We start from the raw sequence: 22,083 nt of genomic DNA on the forward strand, positions 1-22,083 counted from the left end.
CGTCTTACGCCGCGACCTTGCGGGAGGCCGACAGGGTCGAGAAGTAGACGTCTTCCAGACCGCCAGGGACGGGTTCGAAGCCTTCGCCCGGACGGCGGTCCGCGAGAACGTGGATGACGGTGCGACCGGCGAACAGGCGGGTGGAGATGACCTCGTATTTGGCGCGATGGTCGTCCAGCGCCTCCTTGTCGATGGTCTTCTTCCAGACGCGGCCGTTGAGGCGATCCATCAGCTCGGCGGGCGCGCCTTCCAGCTGAATCTTGCCGCCCGCCAGCACGGCCATGCGGGGGCAGAGGTCGGCCACGTCCTCGACGATGTGGGTCGACAGGATGATGACGACGTTGTCCGCAATCTCCGCAAGCAGGTTCAGGAAGCGGTTGCGCTCCTCGGGGTCGAGGCCGGCGGTGGGCTCATCGACGATGATCAGCTTCGGATTGCCGATCAGGGCCTGGGCGATGCCGAAGCGCTGGCGCATGCCGCCCGAGAAGCCGGCGATGGCCTTGTTGCGGACGCTCCAGAGATTGGTCTGCTGCAGCAGGGTCTGGACCGTCTCCTTGCGGTCCTTGCCCGAGGCAATGCCTTTCAGCACCGCCATGTGATCCAGCATGTCGTAGGCCGAAACGCGCGGATAGACGCCGAAATCCTGGGGCAGATAGCCGAGCGTCCGACGCAGCTTTTCCGGGTCCTTGATGACGTCGATGCCGTCGAAGTCGATGGAGCCCGAGGTCGGGGTCTGCAGCGTCGCGATCGAGCGCATCAGCGTCGACTTGCCCGCGCCGTTGGGGCCCAGAAGGCCGAACATGCCGTTCGGCACGGTCAGCGAGACATCATCCAGCGCCCGCGTCCCGTTGCTGTAGACGTGGACGAGATTCTTGATCGTAAGCATGAGCGGCCCCTCTGACAGTCAAGGGAACTTGTCACGCGGGACGGGGGCTCGGCAAGTTACGATTGCGTCACGAAAGGCGGGAAATGCAGGAACTGCCGTGCGCCGGATAGTCGGTGGTGATTTCGGCTACGCAAACACCGCCGTCCGCCGATGATTTCGACGAGGATGGCTAGGGCGATTCCTGCAGGTTGCGGCAAAGACCGCAGTCGGGTCAGGCTACCGGCGCCCGCGCCAGGGTGAAACCGCCCGACGTGGCCTCAAACGTATCGTTCCCGCTGCGGCGGAACGTCAGCACCACCGTCCCGTCGGCGCCCAGAATCTCGAACCCGTTGGCCGTGGCGCGCCAGCTCTTGCCCCGCGTGGCCGCCGGAATGGCGCAGTTCTCGACCAGCACCGGCCGGACCCCGTCGATCAGAAGGTTGGCGAGGGAGACCTCGCACCGGGCTCCGTCAGGACCGCGCAGGGCCCAGAAGCCGGCGACCTGATCGATGGCGAGGGTGGGACCCTGGGGTTCGGACGAGGCAGGCGACGGCGCGCAGCCGCTCATCAGGATCGCTCCAGCGGCGGCGGCGAGCAGGGTTGATCGGTCACGGGTCAGGCTCCTCATGAGGAGAGCTTCCGCCGTGATCGGGGCGGAGGCAAGGCCGCCTCACCCTCTTCTTTCGTCATCCTTCGGCGCGAAGCGACCGGGGGACGACGAAGAGGTGGGTGTCAACCCGCCTTCACCCTCAGCCGGAACGCGTGCAGCAGCGGCTCGGTGTAGCCGTTGGGCTGCTCCACCCCCTCGAACACCAGCGCCCGCGCCGCCTCATAGGCCAGCGACCCTTCCGGGTCGGACGCCATCGGTCGGTAGAGAGGATCGCCCGCGTTCTGGCCGTCGACCTTGGCGGCCATGCGGAGGAAGGCGGCGTCGACCTGCTCCGGCGTACAGACCCCGTGCAGGAGCCAGTTGGCGATGTGCTGGGACGAAATCCGCAGGGTCGCCCGATCCTCCATCAGGCCGACGTCGTGAATGTCGGGCACCTTGGAACAGCCGACGCCCTGGTCGATCCAGCGGACGACATAGCCGAGGATGCCCTGGGCGTTATTGTCCAGTTCGTCCCTCACCTCCTGCTCGGACCAGTTGGCGCCGTGGGCGAGCGGCGGGGTCAACAAGTCTGCGAGGCCGGGGGTAGGGCGGGCCGCGACGTCCTTCTGGACCGCGAAGACATCGACCGCGTGATAGTGCAGCGCGTGAAGCGTCGCGGCGGTCGGCGACGGAGTCCAGGCGGTGTTGGCGCCGGTCCTCGGGTGGCCGATCTTCTGCTCGAGCATGTCGGCCATGCGGTCGGGCGCGGCCCACATGCCCTTGCCGATCTGGGCGCGACCCGACAGGCCGCACGACAGGCCGATGGCGACGTTGCGCGCCTCATAGGCCGCGATCCATTTCGAGGTCTTGATCTCGGCCTTGCGGACCACCGGGCCGGCCTGCATGGCTGTGTGGATCTCGTCGCCGGTGCGGTCGAGGAACCCCGTATTGATGAAGACGATCCGGTCCTTCACCGCATGGATGCAGGCGGCGAGGTTGGCCGAGGTGCGGCGTTCCTCGTCCATCACCCCGACCTTGAGGGTGTGTCGTTTGAGGCCCAGAAGGTCCTCCACCGCGTCGAACAGACGGTTGGTGAAGGCCGCCTCGTCGGGGCCGTGCATCTTGGGTTTGACGATGTACACGGAACCGGCGCCGGAGTTGGTGAAGTCGCCCAGCCCCTTCAGATCGTACATCGCGATCAGCGACGTCACGATGGCGTCGAGGATGCCCTCGGGCGCCTCCGATCCGTCCGGCAGGTGGATGGCCGGATTGGTCATCAGGTGGCCGACGTTGCGAACGAACAGCAGGCTGCGGCCTTTCAGCGTCACCGCGCCGCCGGTCGGGGCGGTGAAGGTGCGGTCGGCCTCGAGCGTGCGGTTCAACGTCTGGCCGCCCTTCTGGAAGCTGGCGGCGAGGTCGCCCTTCATCAGGCCCAGCCAGTTGCGGTAGGCGGCGACCTTGTCCTCGGCATCCACGGCGGCGACGGAGTCTTCCAGGTCGCATATGGTCGACAGGGCGCTCTCCAGCACGACGTCGGAGAGGCCCGCCGGGTCGCTGGCGCCGATGGGGCTGGAGCGATCGATGACCAGCTCGATGTGCAGGCCGTTGTTGACGAGAAGGATCGACGTCGGGGCCGAGGGCTCGCCGCGGTATCCGACGAACTGGACCGGGTTCTTCAGGCCTGGCCTCAGCTTGCCGGCCTCGATCGACCAGCCCGTGACCTGGGAATAGGAGCCGATCTCCAGCGGGGCCGCCTCGTCGAGGAACGCCTTGGCGCGCGACACCACGCGGGCGCCGCGCGCCGTGTCGTAGCGACCCTCGGGCGGCAGGTCGCCCAACGCGTCTGTGCCGTAGAAGGCGTCGTAGAGACTGCCCCACCGCGCGTTGGCGGCGTTCAACAGAAAGCGGGCGTTGAGAATCGGCACGACCAACTGCGGACCTGCGAGGCGGGCCAGTTCGTCGTCGACGTTCTCTGTCGTTACGGAGAAGGGCGCCGGTTCGTCGACCAGATAGCCGATGTCGCGAAGGAAGCCTTCGGTCGCCGCCGGGTCGTGCGACTGGCCCTTGCGGTCGCGATACCAGGCGTCGATGCGCGCCTGAAGGTCGTCGCGGCGCTGGAGCAGTTTGCGATTTTCGGGCGCTAAACGGGCGAAGATGTCCGCAACGCCCGTCCAGAAGCCGTCCGCTCCAAGACCGATCCCAGGCAGGACTTCGTCCTCGATGAAGCTTGCCAGCTCGTCGGCCACGGACAGGCCGGCGCGGTCGTGATGGGGCATGCGGCTCTCCAGCGCAGACCGGTCGGGGAGGCGGCCTGTAACAATGCGTGATCGCACTGAATACGAGGCTTTGCTGCGCCGCAAGGGGGCTTTGGGCTGACACCGGTGACACGAAGGCGGGACGCGGCCTAGTCTTTCAAAAAACCAGAGGACTCGCCGTGGCTTCCCGACTTCTCATCTCCAAACGGAGCCTGCTGATCGCTGGCCTGTCCCTGGCCGCCCTGCCCGCAATCGGGCAAGAGGCGCACCCCGTCGTCACGACGACGAACGGCCCGGTGCGGGGTCAGACGGATGGGGGCGTCGCCGTGTTCAAGGGCGTGCGCTACGGCGCCGACACCGGGCCGCGCCGGTTCCAGCCGCCGGTTCCACCGACCGCATGGACGGCGCCCGCCGACGCCTTCGCCTATGGCGCGGCGAGCCCGCAGGGCGGCGCGGAGACGAACCAGTCGGAGGACTGTCTGTTCCTGAACGTCTGGTCGCCGGGGCTGGATCGGGAGCGGCGGCCGGTGATGGTCTATATCCACGGCGGCGCCTATTCGAACGGGTCGGGATCCAGTCCGCTGTACGACGGGACGCGGCTGGCGCGGCGGAACGACGTGGTGGTGGTGACGGTGAATCACCGGCTGAACCTGTTCGGATACGCCTTCCTGCAGCGGATCGCCGGCGATCCTTTCCGCGACAGCGGCAATGCGGGTCAGCTGGACCTGCACCTCGCGCTGGAATGGGTGCGGGACAATATCGCGGGCTTCGGCGGAGATCCGGGGCGCGTCATGGTCTTCGGCCAGTCCGGAGGCGGGGCCAAGATCGCGACCATGATGGCGACACCCGCGGCCGCCGGTCTGTTCCACCGCGCCGCCACCATGAGCGGGCAACAGGTGACGGCGTCCGGTCCCTGGAATGCGACGCGCCGCGCCGAGGCCTGGCTGGATGCGCTGAGCCTGCCCAAGGACCGGGCGGCGGAGGCGGCGACGATGCCGGTGGAGACCCTTCTGAAAGCGGCGGAAACGACTGATCCGGTGCTGGGCTTCGGCGGCCTGTATTGGGGGCCGGTGCTGGATGACCGGACCCTGAGGCGGCATCCCTTTTACCCCGACGCGCCTTCGCAATCGGCCCACATCCCCATGATCATCGGCAATACCCATGACGAAACGCGCGCCTTCCTCGGCGGGGATCTGGCGAACTTTGAGCTGACCTGGGAGGACCTGCCCGGCAAGATGACGGGACGGGAGATGCGCATCGACGTAGCGCCCGAGCCGGTGATCGCCGCCTATCGTCAGATGTATCCGCACTACTCACCCTCCGACGTGTTCTTCGCCGCGACGACGGGGGCGCGGAGCTGGCGTGGGGCCGTGATCGAGGCGGAGGCGCGGGCGGCGTCCGGGTCTCCGGCCTGGGTCTACCAGCTGGACTGGCGCTCGCCGATCAACGGCGGGCGGCGCGGGGCGATGCACACCGACGACATTCCCCTGGCGCTGGATAATGTCGCCGCGACCGGCAGTCGGGCCCAGGGGCCGGAGGCGCAGCCGATGGCGGATCGACTGTCGAAGGCATTCGTGGCGATGGCCCGCGACGGAAACCCGAACCACACCGGTCTGCCGGCCTGGGACCGCTATGACCTGGCGCGCCGCCAGACGATGATCATGGACGAACCGCCCCGGATGGAGGACGATCCGCGCGGCGGGGAGCGCCGACTGTTCGCCGCCATCCCCTACGTCCAGCCCGGAACCTGATGGCCCAGCCGCCCGCCCCGCCCCCAGCCCGCCCGCCGTTCCGCGTGCTGAGGCTGCACGGCGCGCTTCTGGTCAGTCTGGGTCTGGCGGCCGTCATCGCCCTCGCCGCCCCGCACGAGTGGCGCTGGACCGTACGGCTGGCGGCGGGATGGGACGCGGGCGTGGGCCTGTTCCTGATCCTGACCTTCCTCAAGCTGGCGCGCACACAATCCCTCGACGCGATCCGCGCCCGCGCCGCCGAACTGGACGAGGGCGGGGCGCTGGTTCTGCCGCTCAGTTTGATCGCGGCGGCGGCCAGCGTTGTCGTGGTCATCTCCGAGGCCGCTGCGGGATCATCCGGCGCGAACCGAGCCGTCGAGGCCGCCCTGACGCTGGGCACGGTCGCGGCGTCCTGGCTGTTCGTGCATGTGCTGTTCGGCCTGCACTACGCCCATCGCTTCTATGCGCCGGTCGCGAAGGGCGATCGCGGCGGGCTGTTGTTTCCCGGCGAAAGCGAGCCGGACTACTGGGACTTTCTGCACTTCTCCCTGATCATCGGCGTGGCGTCCCAGACCGCCGATGTGCAGATCGCGGACCGGAGCCTGCGAAGGCTGGCGAGCGTGCACAGCCTGACCGCGTTCATATTCAACACGGTGCTGGTGGCGCTGGCGGTCAATCTGGCGGTGAGCCTGATCTAGGCCTGCCTTGACTTCGCCGTACTCCGCGCCCATTTGCGCTGCGTCGCACAACTGCGACCTCCGGCGCCTCCAGCGCGTGTGGGTCTTCACTTTCTACCGAAGACCTGACTGGTAGCCGTCGCCGGACCCTCAAGAGTCATTCGCTGCCCGGACACGCGGGGCGGCGCCCGATCCACCCCGAAGGCTCCATCCAGGCGCCCCATCGGGACTGGCGGTGCGCGGCCTTACAGGCGTTGAGCCAGGGCTGATGCGCGTCGCCGCATACGCGAAAGAACACCGCTCCCATGAGCACTACCTTCGAATCCTTCGGCCTCAACAAGGCCCTGCTGCAGGCCCTCACGACCGAGGGCTACATCACCCCGACGCCGATCCAGACCCAGGCAATTCCCTCGGTCATGTCCGGCAAGGACCTTCTCGGCATCGCCCAGACCGGCACCGGCAAGACCGCGGCCTTCGCCCTGCCGATCCTGCATCGCTTGGCCGAGAACCGCACCGTCGCCCTGCCCCGCACGACGCGCTGCCTGGTCCTGTCGCCCACCCGCGAACTGGCCACCCAGATCGCCGACAGCTTCAAGGCCTACGGCCGTCATCTCGGCTTCAAGGTCGCGGTCGTCTTCGGCGGCGTGAAATACGGCCCGCAGGAGCGCGCGCTGCAGGGCGGCCTCGACGTTCTGGTCGCCACGCCGGGCCGCCTGCTGGACCACATGCAGCAGAAGACCCTGGACCTGTCGTCGACCGAGATCTTCGTCCTGGACGAGGCGGACCAGATGCTGGACCTCGGCTTCGTCAAGCCGATCCGCCAGATCGTCGCCAAGATCCCGGCCAAGCGCCAGAACCTGTTCTTCTCGGCCACCATGCCGTCGGAGATCGGCAAGCTGGCCGGCGAGCTTCTGAAGGAGCCCGTCAAGGTCCAGGTCACGCCGCAGTCGACCACGGTCGAGCGCATCAACCAGTCGGTCATCCACATCGAACAGGGCCGCAAGCGCGCCCTGCTGACCGAGATGTTCGCCGATCCGAACTACACGCGCTGCCTGGTCTTCACCAAGACCAAGCACGGCGCCGACAAGGTCGCGGCCTATCTGGAAGCTGGCGGCGTCCAAGCCGGCGCGATCCACGGCAACAAGTCCCAGCCCCAGCGTGAGCGCACCCTGGCCGCCTTCAAGGCCGGCAAGCTGCGCGTCCTGGTCGCCACCGACATCGCCGCGCGCGGCATCGACGTGGATGGCGTCTCGCACGTCGTGAACTTCGAACTGCCCTTCGTGCCGGAAGCCTATGTCCACCGCATCGGCCGTACGGCCCGCGCAGGCAAGGACGGCTCGGCCGTGTCGTTCGTGGCCGGCGACGAGATGAAGCTGCTGCGCGACATCGAGAAGGTCACGCGCCAGAAGATCCCGGCCTCCGACCGCCGCAACGACAAGTCGCTGGGCCTGCTCGACCAGTCGATCATGGCCTCGGGCGTGGCGTCGAAGGCCTCCATGCCCGACGATGGCCGCGGGGACCGTCAGCAGAAGCGCGGCCCGCGCAACCCGCACCGGGACGGGGTCAAGAAGGACCACGGCGGCCAGCCGCACCGCGTCCGCAAGGGCGGCGCCGGCGCTCAGCGCGACCGTACGCATCACGCCGACCGTGGCGATCGTCCGCTGGCCTCGACCCAGCCCTTCGATCCGTTGGCGGCCGATCGCGCCCGTTCGGCAGCTGCAGCCAATCGTCCGGTGTCGAGCCATCAAGGTGGCGAGGCTAAGCCCGACGGTGAAATCCGCCGTCGCCCGCGCGGCCGCCGTCCCTCGAACGGCGGCAAGGGCTACGCCGGCGCCAAGGGCTGAGCCCTTCGGCAAACTGAAATGAAAACGGCGGGCCCCGCGAGGGACCCGCCGTTTTTCTTTGCCGATCCGCTCGGGATCAGAACGCCCAGCGCGCTCCGATGGAGGCGGCGATGCCCTGACCCGAGGCCCGGCCGCGCAGGCGGCTGGTCGTGTCGGCGGCCGTGCCGGCGTAGAAGGTGCGATCCACTGCGATGTCGCTGTCGTCCAGCGCGATGTAGGTCAGGGCCGTGTCGACGGTGACGCTGTCGGTCGCCTTGATCGACAGGCCGCCCGAATAGAGCATGCGGTCGCCATCGGGGATGCGGCCCGTACGCTCGCCGGCCTGTGTCGGCGTCGGGTCGTAGGCGATCCCGCCGCGCGCCGTGACGCGCTCGTTGACGACGTAGTCGAAGCCGACCGAACCGCCGGTCGTGTCCTTGTAGTCCTGGACGATCGTGTCGCCGCCGGCGCCGTAGCGGACGCGGATGGCGTCGAACTCGGACCAGCCGACGCGGTTGACCTGGCCGTTCAGGGTCAGGCGATCGTTGACGGCATAACGCACCGAAGCCGAGGCGAACCACGGGGTCGAAAATGTCGCTGTGCCGCCCGTCGAGACGTTACCCGCCGCGATCGGGCCCAGCAGGCCCGAGATGTTCACGTCGCCGTCCAGCTCGTGCTCGATGGCCGAGCGATAGCTGAGGCCGAGGTCCCAGGGCCCCTTGTGCGCCTGGACGCCGGCATTCCAGCCATAGTCGACGCCGTCGCCCTGCAACGTCGAGCGGCCGTCGGGCAGGAGGGGCGACAGGTTCGGCAGGCTGGAGGTCAGGGTGGCCTCGACGTACTGGATGTCGAGCCCTGCGCCGATGTCGAGCCAGTCGTTGACCCGAAGCGCCGCCGTCAGGCCCACGTTGCCTGAACGCAGCTCCGACGTCAGGGCGTCGTAACGGGTGAAGGAGCCTGGCTGATATTTGGTCGTGAAGTTGTAGGGCGCAGCGACGCTGATCCCCACGGCGAACCGGTCGCCGATGGGCATGGCGAAGGCGAAGTTCGGCACGATCCCGCTCTCGATCGGATCGCCGTTGTGATTGCTCCCGACGGGGCCATTGACCGGCACGACCGTCCCGCCCGGATAGACGATGGACGAGCCCGCGTTGTCAACGTCGGAATCCAGCAGGATGCCGTGCAGGCCGACATAGACCTCGCGGCCGCTACGGGCGATCGAGGCCGGGTTCCACCACAGGGACGACACGCCCGTGTCCGCCGTTTCGCCCGAATACGCCCGCCCGGCGCCGCGCACCGACTGTTCCTTCAGATAGAAGCTCTCGGCGAACGAGGGGGTGGCCACGGCCGCGAGGGCCGCGGCGCAGACGGCGAGGCGAAGACCGCCGGCGAGGGTCGGACATGTGGGCATGGAGCATCCTTTTCGGGCGCGTCGGTATGGGCGCCGCCGCTTGAAGTCGGGAAGAAGAAGGCGGGGAGGCCTCCGTTGATCCTCAAGTGCGCCTCGGGGCAAGGCGTTGCAATGTAACCGGTCACAGAGGGGTAATTTTCTGACCGATCAGCGATCACTTGTCTCACATGGTCAAAGATGGACGACCATGAGGTTGTAATTGCCGTTTCGTCAGCGTCAGCGCGCTTTTTCCGGCCACAGTTTCGCCGAACGCCGTCCGGGCGCCCTAAATCCGCTTGAGGTTCCGTGCTAGGATCGCCATCTGCTGGCCGAAACGGTCAGTCCTGACCCGACGCTTGAGACCCTGCACGATGTACGAGACCCCCGAGCTGGACGCCGAGACCTGGACCCGGACCAGCGCCATTCGCCTTTATCAGTCCGAGGATTTCGAGGGCATGCGGGTCGCCGGCCGTCTGGTCGCCGAGGCGCTGGACATGATCACGCCCTATGTCGTGCCCGGCGTGACGACCCAGGAGATCGACGACCGCATCCGCCAGTTCACCCTGGAGCGCGGCGGCCTGCCGGCCTGCCTCGGGTACAAGGGCTACATGAAGACGGTCTGCACCTCGATCAATCACGTGGTCTGCCACGGAATTCCGGGCGACCGCGTGCTGAAGGACGGAGACATCGTCAACATCGACCACACCGTCATCGTCGACGGCTGGCACGGCGATTCCAGCCGCATGTACGCGGTCGGGAACCTCGCCCCCCGCGTGAGGAAGCTGATCGACGTGACCTATGAATCGCTGGCCCTGGGCCTCGAGCAGGTGAAGCCCGGCAATACGTTCGGCGACATCGGATTCGTGATCCAGCGCCACGTCGAGGCCGCGCGCATGTCGGTGGTGCGGGACTTCTGCGGACACGGCATCGGCCGCCTGTTCCACGACAGCCCCAATGTCCTGCACTATGGCCGCAAGGGCGAGGGCGCCGTGCTGAAGCCCGGCATGTTCTTCACCATCGAGCCGATGGTGAACCTGGGCAAGCCGCATGTGAAGGTGCTCTCGGACGGTTGGACCGCCGTGACCCGCGACAAATCCCTGTCGGCCCAGTGCGAGCACACGGTCGGCGTCACTGAGGACGGCGTCGAGATCTTCACCGCCAGCCCGACCGGCCTCTTCCGCCCGAACTAGCGTCGCGCGCGGGACTGCAGGCGGGCGAGGCCGACGAACGCCAGACCGATGACGCCGGCCAGCGCCGTCATGCCCAGGCTGAAACCGAGCACGCCGATCCATCCGACTTTCGCCGGGTCCATGAACGGATAGGGCCAGTCGCCGGCCGAGACGCTGCGGACGACGGCGTAAGCGAAATAGGTCGCCGGGTAGATCAACCAGCGCGCCGCCGCCTTCAGATCGATTCCAGGCGGCCGGACGAAAGCAACCCAGAACACCAGACAGGCCCAGGGCGTGACGACATGGGTCAGGATGTCCGTCAGCGCCTTGTCCGCCAGTCCCGACCATCCGCCGAGGGCGGCGTAGCCGATCCCGACGGCCAGAAGGATGGTCACGCCGACGCCGAGCGCCGCGCCGCGCTGGAACTGCGGCACGCCAAGGGCCGCTCCGGCGAACAGAAGGGCGACCGCGACGTTCGACCAGTCGGTCAGATAGGCCGCAATCTCCCACAGGGCGGCCAGCCGATCGCCGCCGACCACGGCGCGATTGGCTTCGAAGAACAGCACCTCCCCCGTGATGGCCGCCAAGGCGATCAAACCGGCGACGACCCGGGCTGCCGCGGGGAAGCGGAGACCGGACGTCATCGCGTCCGCGCCCAGCGCACGGCCGCGCCTGCATCCAGCAGCGGCAGGGTCGAGCCGTTCTCGCCGTGGGCCGTGGCCAGCAGGCCCTCGATGACCTGGACCGGGGTCAGATCGGGATTCACCGCCAGCATCGAAGCGGCCGCCCTCGCGGCCATCGGCGCCGCGTATGAGGTGCCTGACCGACGCAGCACCTGGCCGCCCGGTCCGCGCAACAGATTGCCTTCGGCCAAGGCGAACAGCCTGACCCCGTCGCCGTAGGTGGTGAAGGCCGCCGCGCCCCCGGCTGTCCCCGCCCCGCCGATGACCAGCAGATTAGGCAGGTCCAGCGTCTGGGGAATAGCCGCCTGGCTGTCATCGGACTGGTCGGTGTTGCCGGCGCCCGCGACGAAGAGGATGTCGGGGCAGTCCCGGATGACGCCTTCGACCGCCCGACCGATCGTGTCGGCGATGACGCGCCCACGGGCGGTCGCGCGCTCCGGATCGGTCTCCTTGCCCGTCGTCAGCAGGTTTTCGGCCCATTCGTCGGCCATGGAGGCCCAGCTCATATTGACGACACGAACCCCGGCCGCGCGCATGCGGGCCGCCGCCGCCGGCAGGATCGCCGCCATCCGCACCGCATCGGCCTCCTCCACCGCGACGACGTCCGGGTCGCGGGCGAAAGGCAGGATGTTGAAGGCATAAAGTCGGACGAAGGGGGCCGGGTCCGCGATCACGCTGGCCACCCAGGTCGGATGCGCCCAGTAGTCCCATTCCTCCGCCACGCGGACATCGGCCAGCTGTTCGTCCGCCGTGGCTTCGCGCGAGCGCTGCGCCGCGAAGCGGGCCTCGGGCGTATCCAGCCCATAGCCGATGTCCGTCAGGCCCTTTTGCAAAGCCGTCTGCAGACCCAGCCGCGCCGCTAGCTCGGGCGACGGGGCCAGCATGCGCTGCTGGGTCGGATGAAGCCGGCGGTCGTAGGTGGGGCCGAAGGCGTCGTCGATCACGCCGTTGCCGTCATTGTCCCGGCCGTCAAGCGGCTCGGCGGGATCGATGGCGATCTGGGCGGAGAACAGGGACGGGTCGAACCCCGACTCCCAGAGCGCGACGGTGACGGGCCGCACGCCGGAGAGGTCTTCTGACGAAGGTTCGCGCGCCGGCCAGATGTCCGTCGGTCGGTGCGCAGGGTCGTCGATCCAGCCCTGCAGGGCGGCGGCGACCTCGGAGCGACAGGCAGGAATGGCCTCGGCCTCGAACCGCATGTTCGCCAGATTGAGCCCGCGCAGCACTCCGATCGATCCCTGCGCCTTCGCCTCCGGATCGGCGATCAGAGCCGCGCTGCCGATATGGTAGGCGGGGCTGACGAGCTGGATCTGGCCATAACGCAGCAGGACTTCGTCACGCACGAGAAGTGGATCGGCCGCAGCGATCATCTCCAGAGCATGGCGCGCGACGGTCGCGCAGCGCTGCGCCGGCGCCGCGGTCAGGCCCGTCGCGAACGACTCTCTGAGCAGCTGGCCGATCGCTCGGAGCTGCGGCTTGGTCTCGGTCGCGCGCTGAGCCGTGGTCAGGGCGATGGCGTCTTCAGGCCGATCCTGCAGCCAGGCGATGCTGGCGAGCCCGGCGCGCATCAAGCCGGCGATGCTCGGATCGCGAACGTCGTAGTCCGCCAGTATCCGCTCCGCTTCCGCGCGGATCAGCGGCAGCGTCTGCGTCACGAAGGCGTCGGTCATGACGATCTCGCTGGGCGCCTGAGGCATCGGAAAGCGCGTGGGCGGCAGGTCGGCTTCGGAGGCGATGACCGGTGGCGCCGACTGGGCCTGGGCCGCCTGACCGGCGAGGAGGGCGCCGACCGTCAACGCGACGCCCAGTCTTTTGTACATCGATCATCCCCGTCCTTCGGACGCCCATGGCGCCTCGCGCGCCGGCCGCTGTCAACCTGGAATGATCGCCGTTCGATCGAGACGAACGGTCTGATCGTCAGGTCTTGAACGCAGCCCTCCGTCGGTTAGCCTGCGGTTGTGCCAACAGGGGGCGGCGTGACGGATCAGGGCGATCAATCGACGGCGACGCCGAAGCCCCCGCCCCACCATGCGGGCCATCGGGAGCGTCTGCGCCATAGGGCGCGGACGGCGGGGCTGCATCACCTGCCCGACTATGAGCTTCTGGAGCTCTTCCTGTTTCGCAGCCAGCCGCAGGGGGATGTAAAGCCGATCGCCAAGGCGCTGCTGGCGCGCTTCGGGTCGCTGGCCGCCGTCCTCGCCGCGTCGGTCGAGGACCTGATGACCGTGAAGACGCAAGACACCAGGGGCCGCACCAAGTCGGTGGGCATGGAGACGGCGCTCGATTTGGCGGCCCTGCACGAAGTGGCCCAGAGGGTGGCCAAGGAGCCGGCGACGAAGCGGCCGGTGATCTCGTCCTGGACGGCGCTGCTCGCCTATGTCCGCGTCGCGCTCCAGCACGAGCCGCGCGAACAGTTCCGGGTGCTCTATCTGGACAAGAAGAACCAGCTGATCCTCGACGAAGTCCAGAATCGCGGCACGGTCGACCATGCCCCCGTCTATCCGCGCGAGGTCGTGCGGCGGGGTCTGGAGGTCTCGGCGGCGGCCATGATCCTGGTGCACAATCACCCCTCCGGAGATCCGACGCCCAGTCGCGCCGATATCGACATGACCAAACAGATCGTCCGCGCGGCCCAGTCCCTGGGCGTCGAGGTCCACGATCATCTGATCGTCGGCCGCGAGGGCGTGACCAGTTTCAAGCAACTCGGGCTGATGTGATGCCGTCCAGACGCGACCTTCTGATCGCCGCCGGCGTCGCCGCGACCCCCGCCCCGGCCCTGGCGCAGGACGCCGCCGCGGCATGCGTCGTCTCGACCTGGGACTTCGGCGCCGCCGCCAATGCCGAGGCCTTCGCCCGGCGGCGGGCGGGCGGCACGGCGGTGGACATGGTCGAGGCCGGGGCCCGTGTGCCGGAGGCTGATCCGACCAACCACTCCGTGGGCCTCGGCGGCTATCCGGATCGAGACGGCCACGTGACGCTCGACGCCGTCATCATGGACCAGTCCGGCAACGTCGGCGCCGTCTGTGCGCTCGAGGATGTGGTCCACGCCGTCTCCGTCGCCCGCGCGGTGATGGAGAAGACGCCCCACACCATGCTGGTCGGGGTCGGGGCGCGGTCGTTCGCCGTCGATCAGGGCTTCGAGACGACCAGTCTCCTGACGCCAGAATCCGAGGCGGCTTGGCGCGAATGGCTGGTCACCGCCGACTATCGACCGCGCGCCAACAGCGAGAACACCGACTGGCGCTGGACGCCCGGCAGCGCCGGCAATCACGACACCATCGGCATCCTGGCGATCGACGGCGAGGGCCGTCTAGGCGGGGCCTGCACGACCTCGGGCATGGCGTTCAAGATGCGCGGCCGGGTCGGCGACAGCCCGTTGGCGGGGGCCGGCCTATGGGTCGAGCCGGGCGTGGGCGCGGCGACCGCGACCGGCGTCGGCGAGGACGTGGTCCGGATCGCGGGGTCGCATTCGGTCGTCGAGGCCATGCGCGCGGGCGCGGCGCCGACCGACGCCTGTCGTCAGGTGCTGGAGCGTCTGGTCCGGCTGCGCGGAACGGCGCTCGCCGGGCATCAGGTGGCGCTTCTGGCCCTGGATGTGCGCGGACGGGTCGGCGGGCTCGCCCTGCTCCCCGGTTTCACCTATGCCGTGACCGACACCCGCGGCGCGACACGGATTGAGCGGGCGGGCGCCATCTTCCCGGATCCGGCATGAGCGGCCCGGTCCTGACCACCGAACGCCTGACCCTGACGCCGGTCGAGCTATCGGACTACGACGACCTCTGCGTCCTGTGGCGGGACGAGGCGTTCACACGCCACATCACGGGCCGGTGTTTGTCGGCGGAAGAGGTCTGGTTTCGGGTGCTGCGCGACATCGGCCACTGGGCGGCGATGGGGCGTGGCAACTGGTCGATGCGGCTGAGGGAAACCGGCGCCTATGTCGGGTCGGTCGGGGTGCTGGACTACCACCGCGACGTCTCGCCGCCGATGGATGCGCCCGAGCTCGGCTGGGGCATCGGCGGGGCGTTTCATGGTCAGGGACTGGCCGCCGAGGGGGTGACCGCGGCGCTGGCCTGGGCCGACACGGTGTTGAAGGCGCCGCGCACCGTCTGCATGATCGGACCGAGCAATCTGGCGTCGCTACGGCTGGCCGGGCGGCTGGGGTACGTGCGGTACGCCGACGGGACCTATCACGGCGAGCCGACGATCCTGCATGAGCGTGTCGCCCCCGGACCCAAGTAGCGCCTCCACGCGATAGCCCGGCGGGAATGTAGCCTCACATTAAGCTTTACGCGGCATTCTTCACGCCATGCCCATGCCTGTCGACACCCTGCACGCCTATCTGATCGAGGCGTTTCCCGACGCGGAGATCGCGATCGACGATCTCGCGGGCGACGGCGATCACTATAGGGCGCGCATCGTCTCGACGGCCTTCGCCGGGCTTTCGCGCGTGAAACAGCACCAGCTCGTCTACGCCGCGCTCAAGGGCCACATGGGCGGCGAACTGCACGCCCTGGCGCTCGAAACCTCCGCCCCCTCCACGACAGGCTGATCACATGCGCTATCGCCCCTTCGGCGCATCCGGCGCCGCCATCTCGACCCTGACGCTGAGCCTCGGCGTCGACACCCTGTCGCGCGGCGTCGACGCCGCCAACGACCTGATCTTCTCGGCGCTGGAGGCCGGCATCAACTCCTACCGGCTGGAAACGGCCGATCCGGTGCTGGCTGAGGTCGTGGGCCAGGCCCTGTCCAACGTCGATCGGAAGCTCCTGAACGTCAGCCTGGAGCTGGGCGCCGGCGACGGCCGCCGCGGCTCGCAGCGGGACTTCTCGGCCGAGGGCATGACCGGCGCCATCGACCGCTGCCTGCATGTCTCCGGCCTCGGCTGGATCGATGTCGCCCTGCTGGAAGAGCCGGGCGAGGACGAGCTGCCGCAATCCTCGCTGAATGCGCTCAAGGCCCTGCGCGCCACCGAACGCGTCCGTTACCTCGGCGTCTCGGGCGAGGGCGAAGTGATGGACGCCTATGTCTCGACCGGCGCCTTCGACGTTCTGGGCACGCCGTTCCACGTCAACGTCGACTGGAAGATTCGCTCGCGCGTCCGCGCCGCGCGCGAGAAGGACATGGCCATCCTGGCCTATGACTATTTCCCTTCGGAGCTCGACACCGAGAAAAAGACCATCGCGCTGAACCAGCCCAAGAAGGGTCTGTTCAGCTTCGGCAAGCCGAAGGCGGCGCCTGTCGCCCAGGCGAGCACCTTCGCCTTCCTGCATCGCACGCCCAACTGGACGGCCGAGGCCATCTGTCTGGCCCATGCCATGACCGATCCAGCCATCTCCAGCGTCCTGGTCAGCGCGCGCGACGCCGAGCGCCTGAACGCCCTCGCCTCCGTGCCCGAGCGGGACATGCCGCCGGGGCTCTCGGCCCAGATCGAGATGGCTAGAGTCGCGGCGTAACCGCCCACCGCCCTTGACCGGCCGGGTCGCCGTCCCTAGCTGACGCCTTGAAACGAAAGGCGTCCCTCCCCGTGTCCGACCAAGCTCTCGATACCGCCGCCGACCCGGTCCACGCCTTCATCGCGAAGACGGTGTCGGACCACGATGTTGTCCTTTTCATGAAGGGAACGCCCGACAGCCCGCGCTGCGGCTTCTCCTCGCTGGCCGTGCAGATCCTCGACCATGTCGGCGCGCCGTTCGTCGGGGTCGACGTACTGCAGGACGACAGTCTTCGCGACGGCATCAAGACCTTCACCGACTGGCCGACCATCCCCCAGCTCTACGTTAAGGGCGAGTTCGTGGGCGGTTCGGACATCGTGCGCGAGATGTTCCAGGCGGGCGAACTGACCGCCCTGATGGTCGAAAAAGGCGTGCCCCTCGGTCAGGAATAGGCGTGGCCCGGCAGACCCTAAACCCGCGTGAGGACCGCGAGACCTTCGAGGTCCCGTTGGATATCCGGCCCGAGCACATCGACGCCAACGGCCATGTGAACAACGTCGTCTATGTCGGCTGGCTGCAGGATGCGGGCACCGCGCACTGGAACGCCCGCTTCGACGAGACGACGCGGGCGAAATGGTCCTGGGTCGCCTTGCGGCACGAGATCGACTACCTCCGCGCCCTGATGCCCGACGACACGGCCGTGGCCCGCACGTGGGTCGGCGATCCGCAAGGGCCCCGCTTCGCCCGCTATGTGCGCATCGAGGACGGCCAAGGCCGGCTGTGCGCCCAGGGCGTTTCGGAATGGTGTCTGGTCGATGCGCAGACCATGCGCCCGACGCGCATTCCCGCCGACATGCTGCCGACCTTCGAGCGCCGCTGAGGCCTCAGGTCGTCGGGATGGTCGCCGGCAGCTGGTAGGGGTTGTTCACCGACACCCGCGAGCCGGGCAGCAGGCCCAGTTCCTCGAACGACCAGATCACCTCGACGCCGTCGGCGATCGGGGTCTCGCAGTCGTCCTGTTCGATGCGGCGCAGGGTGATGGTCGAAGCGGCGCCGACGTGGTCTACGATCGGGAACAGGTCCGACTTGTCGGTGCAACCGTTGGACGAGACCCAGAAGACGGCCAGATCTCGGGTGATCGCCGCCGCATGGATCGGCTCCACCTGCCCCGGCATGGCGGCGACCTGCGTCGGCGCGTCCTGCTGGAACAGGGCGCAGCCGGACGTGGTCAGCGCAACGGCCGCCGTCAGGGCTAGCGTTCGGATGGACCCCATGTCCGTCAAATCCTGTTCAGCAGAGTCATGATCGCTCAATTCGGGCGATTTCGCACCTGATTTTCGCCACCAGCGCGATCACGAAACAGAAAAGGCCCCGGATGTCTCCGGGGCCTTCAAAGTCACCGGGCTCAAGTAGCGCGAACGCGCGATAGCCCAGAAGAAATGCGCGAAAGGCGAAGCCTTACGAGCTGTAGTATTCGACGACCAGGTTCGGCTCCATCTTCACCGCGAACGGCACGTCGGCCAGTTCGGGGAAGCGGACGAAGCGGACCGAGAAACCACGGTCGCCCAGCTCCAGATAGTCGGGGATGTCGCGCTCGCCCGACTGCTGGGCTTCGAGCACCAGAGCCATGTTGCGCGACTTTTCCTTGACCTCGACGACGTCGCCGACGCGCAGGCGGTAGGAGGCGATGTTCACCTTCTTGCCGTTGACGGTGACGTGGCCGTGGTTGACGAACTGACGGGCGGCCCAGGGGGTCGGCACGAATTTGGCGCGATAGACGGTGGCGTCCAGGCGGGCTTCCAGCAGACCGATCAGGATTTCGGAGGTGTTGCCCTTGCGGCGGGCGGCCTCGTCATAGGTCTTGCGGAACTGCTTCTCGGTCAGGTTGGCGTAGTAGCCCTTGAGCTTCTGCTTGGCCTTCAGCTGCAGGCCGAAGTCGGAAACCTTGGACTTGCGGCGCTGGCCGTGCTGGCCGGGACCGTAGGAACGCTTGTTGACCGGCGACTTCGAGCGGCCCCACAGGTTCTCACCCATGGCCCGATCGATCTTATACTTGGCGCTGTGGCGCTTCGACATTCTGTTCTCTTTTAAATGATGCGGCCCGGCCCCTCCGCGAATGGAGGGACGATCTCAACGGCGGTCCACGCATCGTCCGTAGTGTGTTCGCGCCGCCGACAGGAGCCGGTGACGTGAAGGCGGGGCTTATGAGGGTCTCGCCCCCTGGAGTCAAGGCTGGGCGGGCGCGCTTTCCGGAACCCAGACGAAGCCATCGGCCTGACGGCGGAAGGTCCCCAGTCCCGGGAAGGGGAAGTGGACGCCGTAGACACGCAAGGTCTGCGTCGCCCCACGACCGAGCAGAGCCAGTCGGGTCGCAACGGCGGCCTCGGAGTTGAAGTCCCAGGCGTTCACGAAGTCCGGCCTTTCGACCGAGATGACGGAACTATGCAGGGCGTCGCCGAAATAGAGCAGGCGATCCTGACCTGAGACGATCTCATAGCCGGTGTGGCCCGGTGTGTGGCCTTGCAGAGAGACCGCGGTGATGGACGGCGTCACCTGGGCGCCCGGCTCAAAGGTCTCGACCCTGGGCGTGATGATCGGGATCAGGGCGGCCTGTTCGGCATCGGCCTGCAAGGCCGTCCACTCGGCGGCGCTCATGCGGATCGTCGCGTTGGGAAAGACCAGGGCGTCGTTCTTGACCAGGCCGCCGACATGATCGCCGTGGCCGTGCGAGATCAGGATGTCAGTCACCTGCCCCGGTTGGACGCCCGCCGCCGCCAGGGAGGCCGAGAGCTTGCCCTGGGTGCCCATGCCGCCGCCCGCCCCCGTGTCGATCAGGACGACCTTGTCGTCGCCGCGGATCAGGAGCGGCTGGATCGACAGGTGGATTTTCGTGTCGCCAGTCGGACGCAGAACCTCTGCGACCCCGGCGTTGTCCGCCCACGGGCTCTGGCCCTTGGCGTTGTCGAGAACGAGGTCGCCGTCCTTCAGCGCCACAGCCTGGAGCGCGCCGATGGTGAACGGGTAGACGTCCACACTGGCGGTCGGCTGGACCGCCGGCGCGGCCGGAGCCTGCGCCTTCTCTGCGGGCTTCTGGCATCCGGCGACGATCAGGCCGGACAGGATCAGAGCGGCGGCGAGCTTGAACTGGGTCGTCATGGGAGCCTCTGTGCGGGAAGAACGGCGGGGCTCAGATAGGTCGGCGTGCGTCGCGCGCCAGACTTAACCCCGCGCCCTCCGGTCATGCCCGGCCACCTGTTGCAGAACTGTCAGACCGCCGGCCAGCGAAAAGGCCCCGGATCACTCCGGGGCCTTCGCAACCTTGGACCTGGGATCAGGCCGTGGCGGCGGCGAAGAGTTCGTTCGCCTTGTTCCAGTTCACCACGGTCCAGAAGGCCTTCAGGTAATCCGGGCGGCGGTTCTGGTATTTCAGGTAGTAGGCGTGTTCCCAGACATCGGCGCCCAGGACGACGGCGCCCTTTTGTTCGGCGACGTCCATCAGGGGGTTGTCCTGGTTCGGGGTCGAGGTGACCTTCAGCTTGCCGTCCTGGACGATCAGCCAGGCCCAACCCGAACCGAACTGGCCGGCGCCGGCGGCGTTGAAGTCTTCCTTGAACTTGTCGAGCCCGCCCAGGTCGCGGTCGATCGCGGCGGCCAATTCGGCCGAGGGCTCGCCGCCCTGACCGGCCGGGGCCAGCAGTTCCCAGAACAGGGCGTGGTTCCAGTGACCGCCGCCGTTGTTGCGCACGGCCTTCGGCGCGGTCGAAATGGTCGCGAACAGCTCTTCCAGCGACTTGCCCTGCAGCGACGCATCGGCGTCCACCGCCTTATTCAGGTTGTCGACATAGGCCTGATGGTGCTTGTCGTGGTGGAAGGTCATCGTCTCCTTGTCGATGGCGGGCTCCAGCGCGTCATAGGCGTAGGGCAGCGGCGGCAGGGTGAAGGCCATTGAGGAGTTCCTTGTGGTCGATGAATCCGTAACGCGCATGTAGGGCTCCCAACGCGGGAGCCAAAGGTTTGAAGTGCGCGGACGACGACTTTTTCCAAGCCACGAAGCTTGGTGAGCGTCGCTTAAGCATCTTTCCCGGGAACACGATCCGACCACAACCCTTGATTGGTGCGAAGGGAAAGAGGCCGATGGGTCAGATGCTCGCCGACGCGCCAATGAAACTCAGCCAGCACGCGCTCGACGCCCTGTGTCAGGAGTTGATCGACGCGGCCGAGTTCATGGGCGACGAACAAATCCTGTGCGTCGCCGACGCGCTGCACGAGACCTTGAGGCGTCGCAAGCAATTGCGCTGCAAGATCCATCAGAGGGTCGAGGAAAGACTGTGCTCCGGACGAGGTGCGGCCTTCCCCTTCTAAGTCGGCAGATTGGCCTTCAGGCAGTCGCGCACCGCCCGCTTCAGACTTCCCGGCGCATTGAGAAAGTCGACCCCGTCCGCCTCCAGCACCACCTTGACCGTCGCGTCCAGCCCCGAAGGCAGGGCCGCGATCACCCTCTTCTGCCCCTTGTCGTGCAGGCAGTGGCCCAGTTCGGTACACAAGGCCGCAAACAGGTCGTCGTACTGAGAACCGGTGGTCATGCCGCTCATCCCACCCGGTGCAGGGCGCAAATCTTGTTGCCCGAGGGATCACGCAGATAGGCGAGGTTGAGGACGCCGAATTGACCGGTACGCTCGCCGGGCGGGTCCTCGATCGACTTGCCGCCGGCGGCCACGCCCGCGTCGTGGAAAGCCTTCACGGCGTCCGCGTCCTTGGCGAAGAAGCCGATGGTGCCGCCGTTGGCGTGGCAGGCGGGCTCGCCGTCGATCGGCTTGCCGATGGCGAAGGCGCCGCGATCCGTGCGCCACCAGTAACGACCCTTGGGATCCGGGCCCTGCGAGGCCGGAACGCCCAGCGCGCCCAGCGCCGCATCATAGAATTTCCGCGACGCCTCAACGTCGTTGGCGCCTACTGTCAGGTGCGTGAACATGGGTGTCCTCCCTCTGTATGTCCTGTGTCGGACCTATTTGGCGTCGATCATCAACGAAGCGAGATCGACCGATACTCCCGAACGGGCGTCGGTCCAGGTTAGATTTTTCAGATCATCCCGTTCGAAATAGCGAAGTGCATCGTCGAGCGTCATTTCCTAGTAATCCTGGCTGGATCGAACGACGCCGTCCGCATCGAGATTTTCGATCAGCACAGCCCAATCTCCCGTGTCCCCACAAATGGTGAAGCGTTGAGGCGACGGCCCCAGCCCTTCGGCGACGAATAGATAGGTCGGATCTTTCGGTTCCACCCATGCCACCGCTGCTCCGATTTCGGCCTCGCTGAGTTCTGGAAAGCGTTGACGGAGCTGGTCTGCGTGCACGCCAGGTTGACCCCAGAAGGTCTGCACCTCCGCGATGGTCCGGTCGGTGCCCTCAATATGAGGCCCACCGCCAAACTTCTCCGGTATGCAAACGATTGATCGGGGCACGGGCCGGTC

General features: G+C 67.5%; 25 protein-coding genes. 12 read left to right on the forward strand and 13 right to left on the reverse strand.

What is annotated here, in order from left to right:
- Positions 1 to 4 precede the first annotated feature (4 nt).
- The 3 genes from O5O43_RS11340 to O5O43_RS11350 form a co-directional block, all read right to left on the reverse strand.
- Positions 5 to 886 (reverse strand): ABC transporter ATP-binding protein, encoded by an 882-nt coding sequence (locus O5O43_RS11340; RefSeq protein ID WP_271083993.1) that lies wholly within the window; start codon positions 884 to 886, stop codon positions 5 to 7.
- Positions 887 to 1,097: 211 nt separating this feature from the next.
- Positions 1,098 to 1,493 carry an AprI/Inh family metalloprotease inhibitor gene (locus tag O5O43_RS11345; protein WP_271083994.1) on the reverse strand — a complete coding sequence of 132 codons (396 nt, stop codon included), beginning with the start codon at positions 1,491 to 1,493 and terminating at the stop codon, positions 1,098 to 1,100.
- A 104-nt stretch (positions 1,494 to 1,597) separates the two neighbouring features.
- Positions 1,598 to 3,730 (reverse strand): malate synthase G, encoded by a 2,133-nt coding sequence (locus tag O5O43_RS11350; RefSeq protein ID WP_271083995.1) that lies wholly within the window; start codon positions 3,728 to 3,730, stop codon positions 1,598 to 1,600.
- Between the two features lie 158 nt (positions 3,731 to 3,888).
- Here O5O43_RS11350 and O5O43_RS11355 point away from each other — a divergent pair, with 158 nt between their 5' ends.
- From O5O43_RS11355 to O5O43_RS11365, 3 genes are all read left to right on the forward strand, one after another.
- The gene (locus O5O43_RS11355; RefSeq protein WP_271083996.1) at positions 3,889 to 5,460 is read left to right on the forward strand and encodes a carboxylesterase/lipase family protein; all 1,572 of its coding nucleotides are present in this window, start codon (positions 3,889 to 3,891) and stop codon (positions 5,458 to 5,460) included.
- The gene (locus O5O43_RS11360; RefSeq protein WP_271083997.1) at positions 5,460 to 6,137 is read left to right on the forward strand and encodes a DUF1345 domain-containing protein; all 678 of its coding nucleotides are present in this window, start codon (positions 5,460 to 5,462) and stop codon (positions 6,135 to 6,137) included. Before O5O43_RS11355 ends, O5O43_RS11360 begins: the two co-directional genes overlap by 1 nt.
- Before the next feature lie 284 nt (positions 6,138 to 6,421).
- Positions 6,422 to 7,960 (forward strand): DEAD/DEAH box helicase, encoded by a 1,539-nt coding sequence (locus O5O43_RS11365; protein WP_271083998.1) that lies wholly within the window; start codon positions 6,422 to 6,424, stop codon positions 7,958 to 7,960.
- Between the two features lie 76 nt (positions 7,961 to 8,036).
- Here the strand turns inward: O5O43_RS11365 and O5O43_RS11370 are convergent, their stop codons facing one another.
- Positions 8,037 to 9,350 (reverse strand): outer membrane protein transport protein, encoded by a 1,314-nt coding sequence (locus O5O43_RS11370; protein WP_271083999.1) that lies wholly within the window; start codon positions 9,348 to 9,350, stop codon positions 8,037 to 8,039.
- Between the two features lie 350 nt (positions 9,351 to 9,700).
- Here O5O43_RS11370 and map point away from each other — a divergent pair, with 350 nt between their 5' ends.
- The gene (gene map / locus O5O43_RS11375) at positions 9,701 to 10,519 is read left to right on the forward strand and encodes a type I methionyl aminopeptidase (protein ID WP_271084000.1); all 819 of its coding nucleotides are present in this window, start codon (positions 9,701 to 9,703) and stop codon (positions 10,517 to 10,519) included.
- On the opposite strand, the gene O5O43_RS11380 is transcribed toward map, so the two are convergent.
- Together O5O43_RS11380 and O5O43_RS11385 are read right to left on the reverse strand one after the other, a co-directional pair.
- Complete coding sequence (locus tag O5O43_RS11380) at positions 10,516 to 11,142, reverse strand: Pr6Pr family membrane protein (protein WP_271084001.1); 627 nt, start codon at positions 11,140 to 11,142, stop codon at positions 10,516 to 10,518. The genes map and O5O43_RS11380 overlap by 4 nt on opposite strands.
- Positions 11,139 to 13,001 carry a S8 family serine peptidase gene (locus O5O43_RS11385; protein WP_271084002.1) on the reverse strand — a complete coding sequence of 621 codons (1,863 nt, stop codon included), beginning with the start codon at positions 12,999 to 13,001 and terminating at the stop codon, positions 11,139 to 11,141. Before O5O43_RS11385 ends, O5O43_RS11380 begins: the two co-directional genes overlap by 4 nt.
- A 156-nt stretch (positions 13,002 to 13,157) precedes the next feature.
- On the opposite strand from O5O43_RS11385, the gene radC reads away from it, so the two are divergent.
- From radC to O5O43_RS11420, 7 genes are all read left to right on the forward strand, one after another.
- Entirely contained in the window at positions 13,158 to 13,898 is a 741-nt protein-coding gene (radC, locus tag O5O43_RS11390) for a DNA repair protein RadC (RefSeq protein WP_271084003.1), read from the forward strand.
- Positions 13,898 to 14,893 carry a N(4)-(beta-N-acetylglucosaminyl)-L-asparaginase gene (locus tag O5O43_RS11395; RefSeq protein ID WP_271084004.1) on the forward strand — a complete coding sequence of 332 codons (996 nt, stop codon included), beginning with the start codon at positions 13,898 to 13,900 and terminating at the stop codon, positions 14,891 to 14,893. Before radC ends, O5O43_RS11395 begins: the two co-directional genes overlap by 1 nt.
- On the forward strand, positions 14,890 to 15,420 hold the full coding sequence (locus tag O5O43_RS11400) for a GNAT family N-acetyltransferase (RefSeq protein ID WP_271084005.1): 531 nt from the start codon (positions 14,890 to 14,892) through the stop codon (positions 15,418 to 15,420). The genes O5O43_RS11395 and O5O43_RS11400 overlap by 4 nt, the downstream gene beginning before the upstream one ends.
- A gap of 67 nt (positions 15,421 to 15,487) precedes the next feature.
- Positions 15,488 to 15,730: a BolA family transcriptional regulator gene (locus O5O43_RS11405; RefSeq protein ID WP_271084006.1), complete on the forward strand. Its 243-nt coding sequence runs from the start codon at positions 15,488 to 15,490 to the stop codon at positions 15,728 to 15,730.
- A 4-nt stretch (positions 15,731 to 15,734) separates the two neighbouring features.
- A complete protein-coding gene (locus O5O43_RS11410; protein ID WP_271084007.1) occupies positions 15,735 to 16,634 on the forward strand; it encodes an aldo/keto reductase in 900 nt (299 codons plus the stop codon).
- A gap of 71 nt (positions 16,635 to 16,705) precedes the next feature.
- On the forward strand, positions 16,706 to 17,065 hold the full coding sequence (grxD, locus tag O5O43_RS11415) for a Grx4 family monothiol glutaredoxin (RefSeq protein ID WP_271084008.1): 360 nt from the start codon (positions 16,706 to 16,708) through the stop codon (positions 17,063 to 17,065).
- Positions 17,066 to 17,067: 2 nt separating this feature from the next.
- Entirely contained in the window at positions 17,068 to 17,493 is a 426-nt protein-coding gene (locus O5O43_RS11420) for a thioesterase family protein (protein ID WP_271084009.1), read from the forward strand.
- Positions 17,494 to 17,497: 4 nt separating this feature from the next.
- Here O5O43_RS11420 and O5O43_RS11425 read toward each other — a convergent pair whose 3' ends face one another.
- The 4 genes from O5O43_RS11425 to O5O43_RS11440 all read right to left on the reverse strand — a co-directional run bounded on the left by O5O43_RS11425 (position 17,498) and on the right by O5O43_RS11440 (position 20,559).
- Positions 17,498 to 17,887, reverse strand: a complete 390-nt coding sequence (locus O5O43_RS11425) for a hypothetical protein (RefSeq protein WP_271084010.1) — start codon at positions 17,885 to 17,887, stop codon at positions 17,498 to 17,500.
- A 184-nt stretch (positions 17,888 to 18,071) separates the two neighbouring features.
- Positions 18,072 to 18,689, reverse strand: coding sequence for a 30S ribosomal protein S4 (rpsD, locus tag O5O43_RS11430; protein WP_271084011.1), 618 nt, complete (start codon positions 18,687 to 18,689; stop codon positions 18,072 to 18,074).
- 150 nt (positions 18,690 to 18,839) lie between these two features.
- A complete protein-coding gene (locus O5O43_RS11435) occupies positions 18,840 to 19,769 on the reverse strand; it encodes an MBL fold metallo-hydrolase (protein WP_271084012.1) in 930 nt (309 codons plus the stop codon).
- A 175-nt stretch (positions 19,770 to 19,944) separates the two neighbouring features.
- The gene (locus O5O43_RS11440; RefSeq protein WP_271084013.1) at positions 19,945 to 20,559 is read right to left on the reverse strand and encodes a superoxide dismutase; all 615 of its coding nucleotides are present in this window, start codon (positions 20,557 to 20,559) and stop codon (positions 19,945 to 19,947) included.
- 197 nt (positions 20,560 to 20,756) lie between these two features.
- On the opposite strand from O5O43_RS11440, the gene O5O43_RS11445 reads away from it, so the two are divergent.
- Positions 20,757 to 20,975, forward strand: a complete 219-nt coding sequence (locus O5O43_RS11445) for a hypothetical protein (protein ID WP_271084014.1) — start codon at positions 20,757 to 20,759, stop codon at positions 20,973 to 20,975.
- Here the strand turns inward: O5O43_RS11445 and O5O43_RS11450 are convergent.
- From O5O43_RS11450 to O5O43_RS11460, 3 genes are all read right to left on the reverse strand, one after another.
- Positions 20,972 to 21,196 carry a hypothetical protein gene (locus O5O43_RS11450; RefSeq protein WP_271084015.1) on the reverse strand — a complete coding sequence of 75 codons (225 nt, stop codon included), beginning with the start codon at positions 21,194 to 21,196 and terminating at the stop codon, positions 20,972 to 20,974. The genes O5O43_RS11445 and O5O43_RS11450 overlap by 4 nt on opposite strands.
- A 5-nt stretch (positions 21,197 to 21,201) precedes the next feature.
- Positions 21,202 to 21,585, reverse strand: a complete 384-nt coding sequence (locus O5O43_RS11455; protein WP_271084016.1) for a VOC family protein — start codon at positions 21,583 to 21,585, stop codon at positions 21,202 to 21,204.
- 156 nt (positions 21,586 to 21,741) lie between these two features.
- Positions 21,742 to 22,074 carry a DUF433 domain-containing protein gene (locus O5O43_RS11460; RefSeq protein ID WP_271084017.1) on the reverse strand — a complete coding sequence of 111 codons (333 nt, stop codon included), beginning with the start codon at positions 22,072 to 22,074 and terminating at the stop codon, positions 21,742 to 21,744.
- Positions 22,075 to 22,083: the final 9 nt, after the last annotated feature.

It is taken from the genome of Brevundimonas sp. NIBR11, assembly GCF_027912535.1.
Classification (GTDB): Bacteria; Pseudomonadota; Alphaproteobacteria; order Caulobacterales; family Caulobacteraceae; genus Brevundimonas.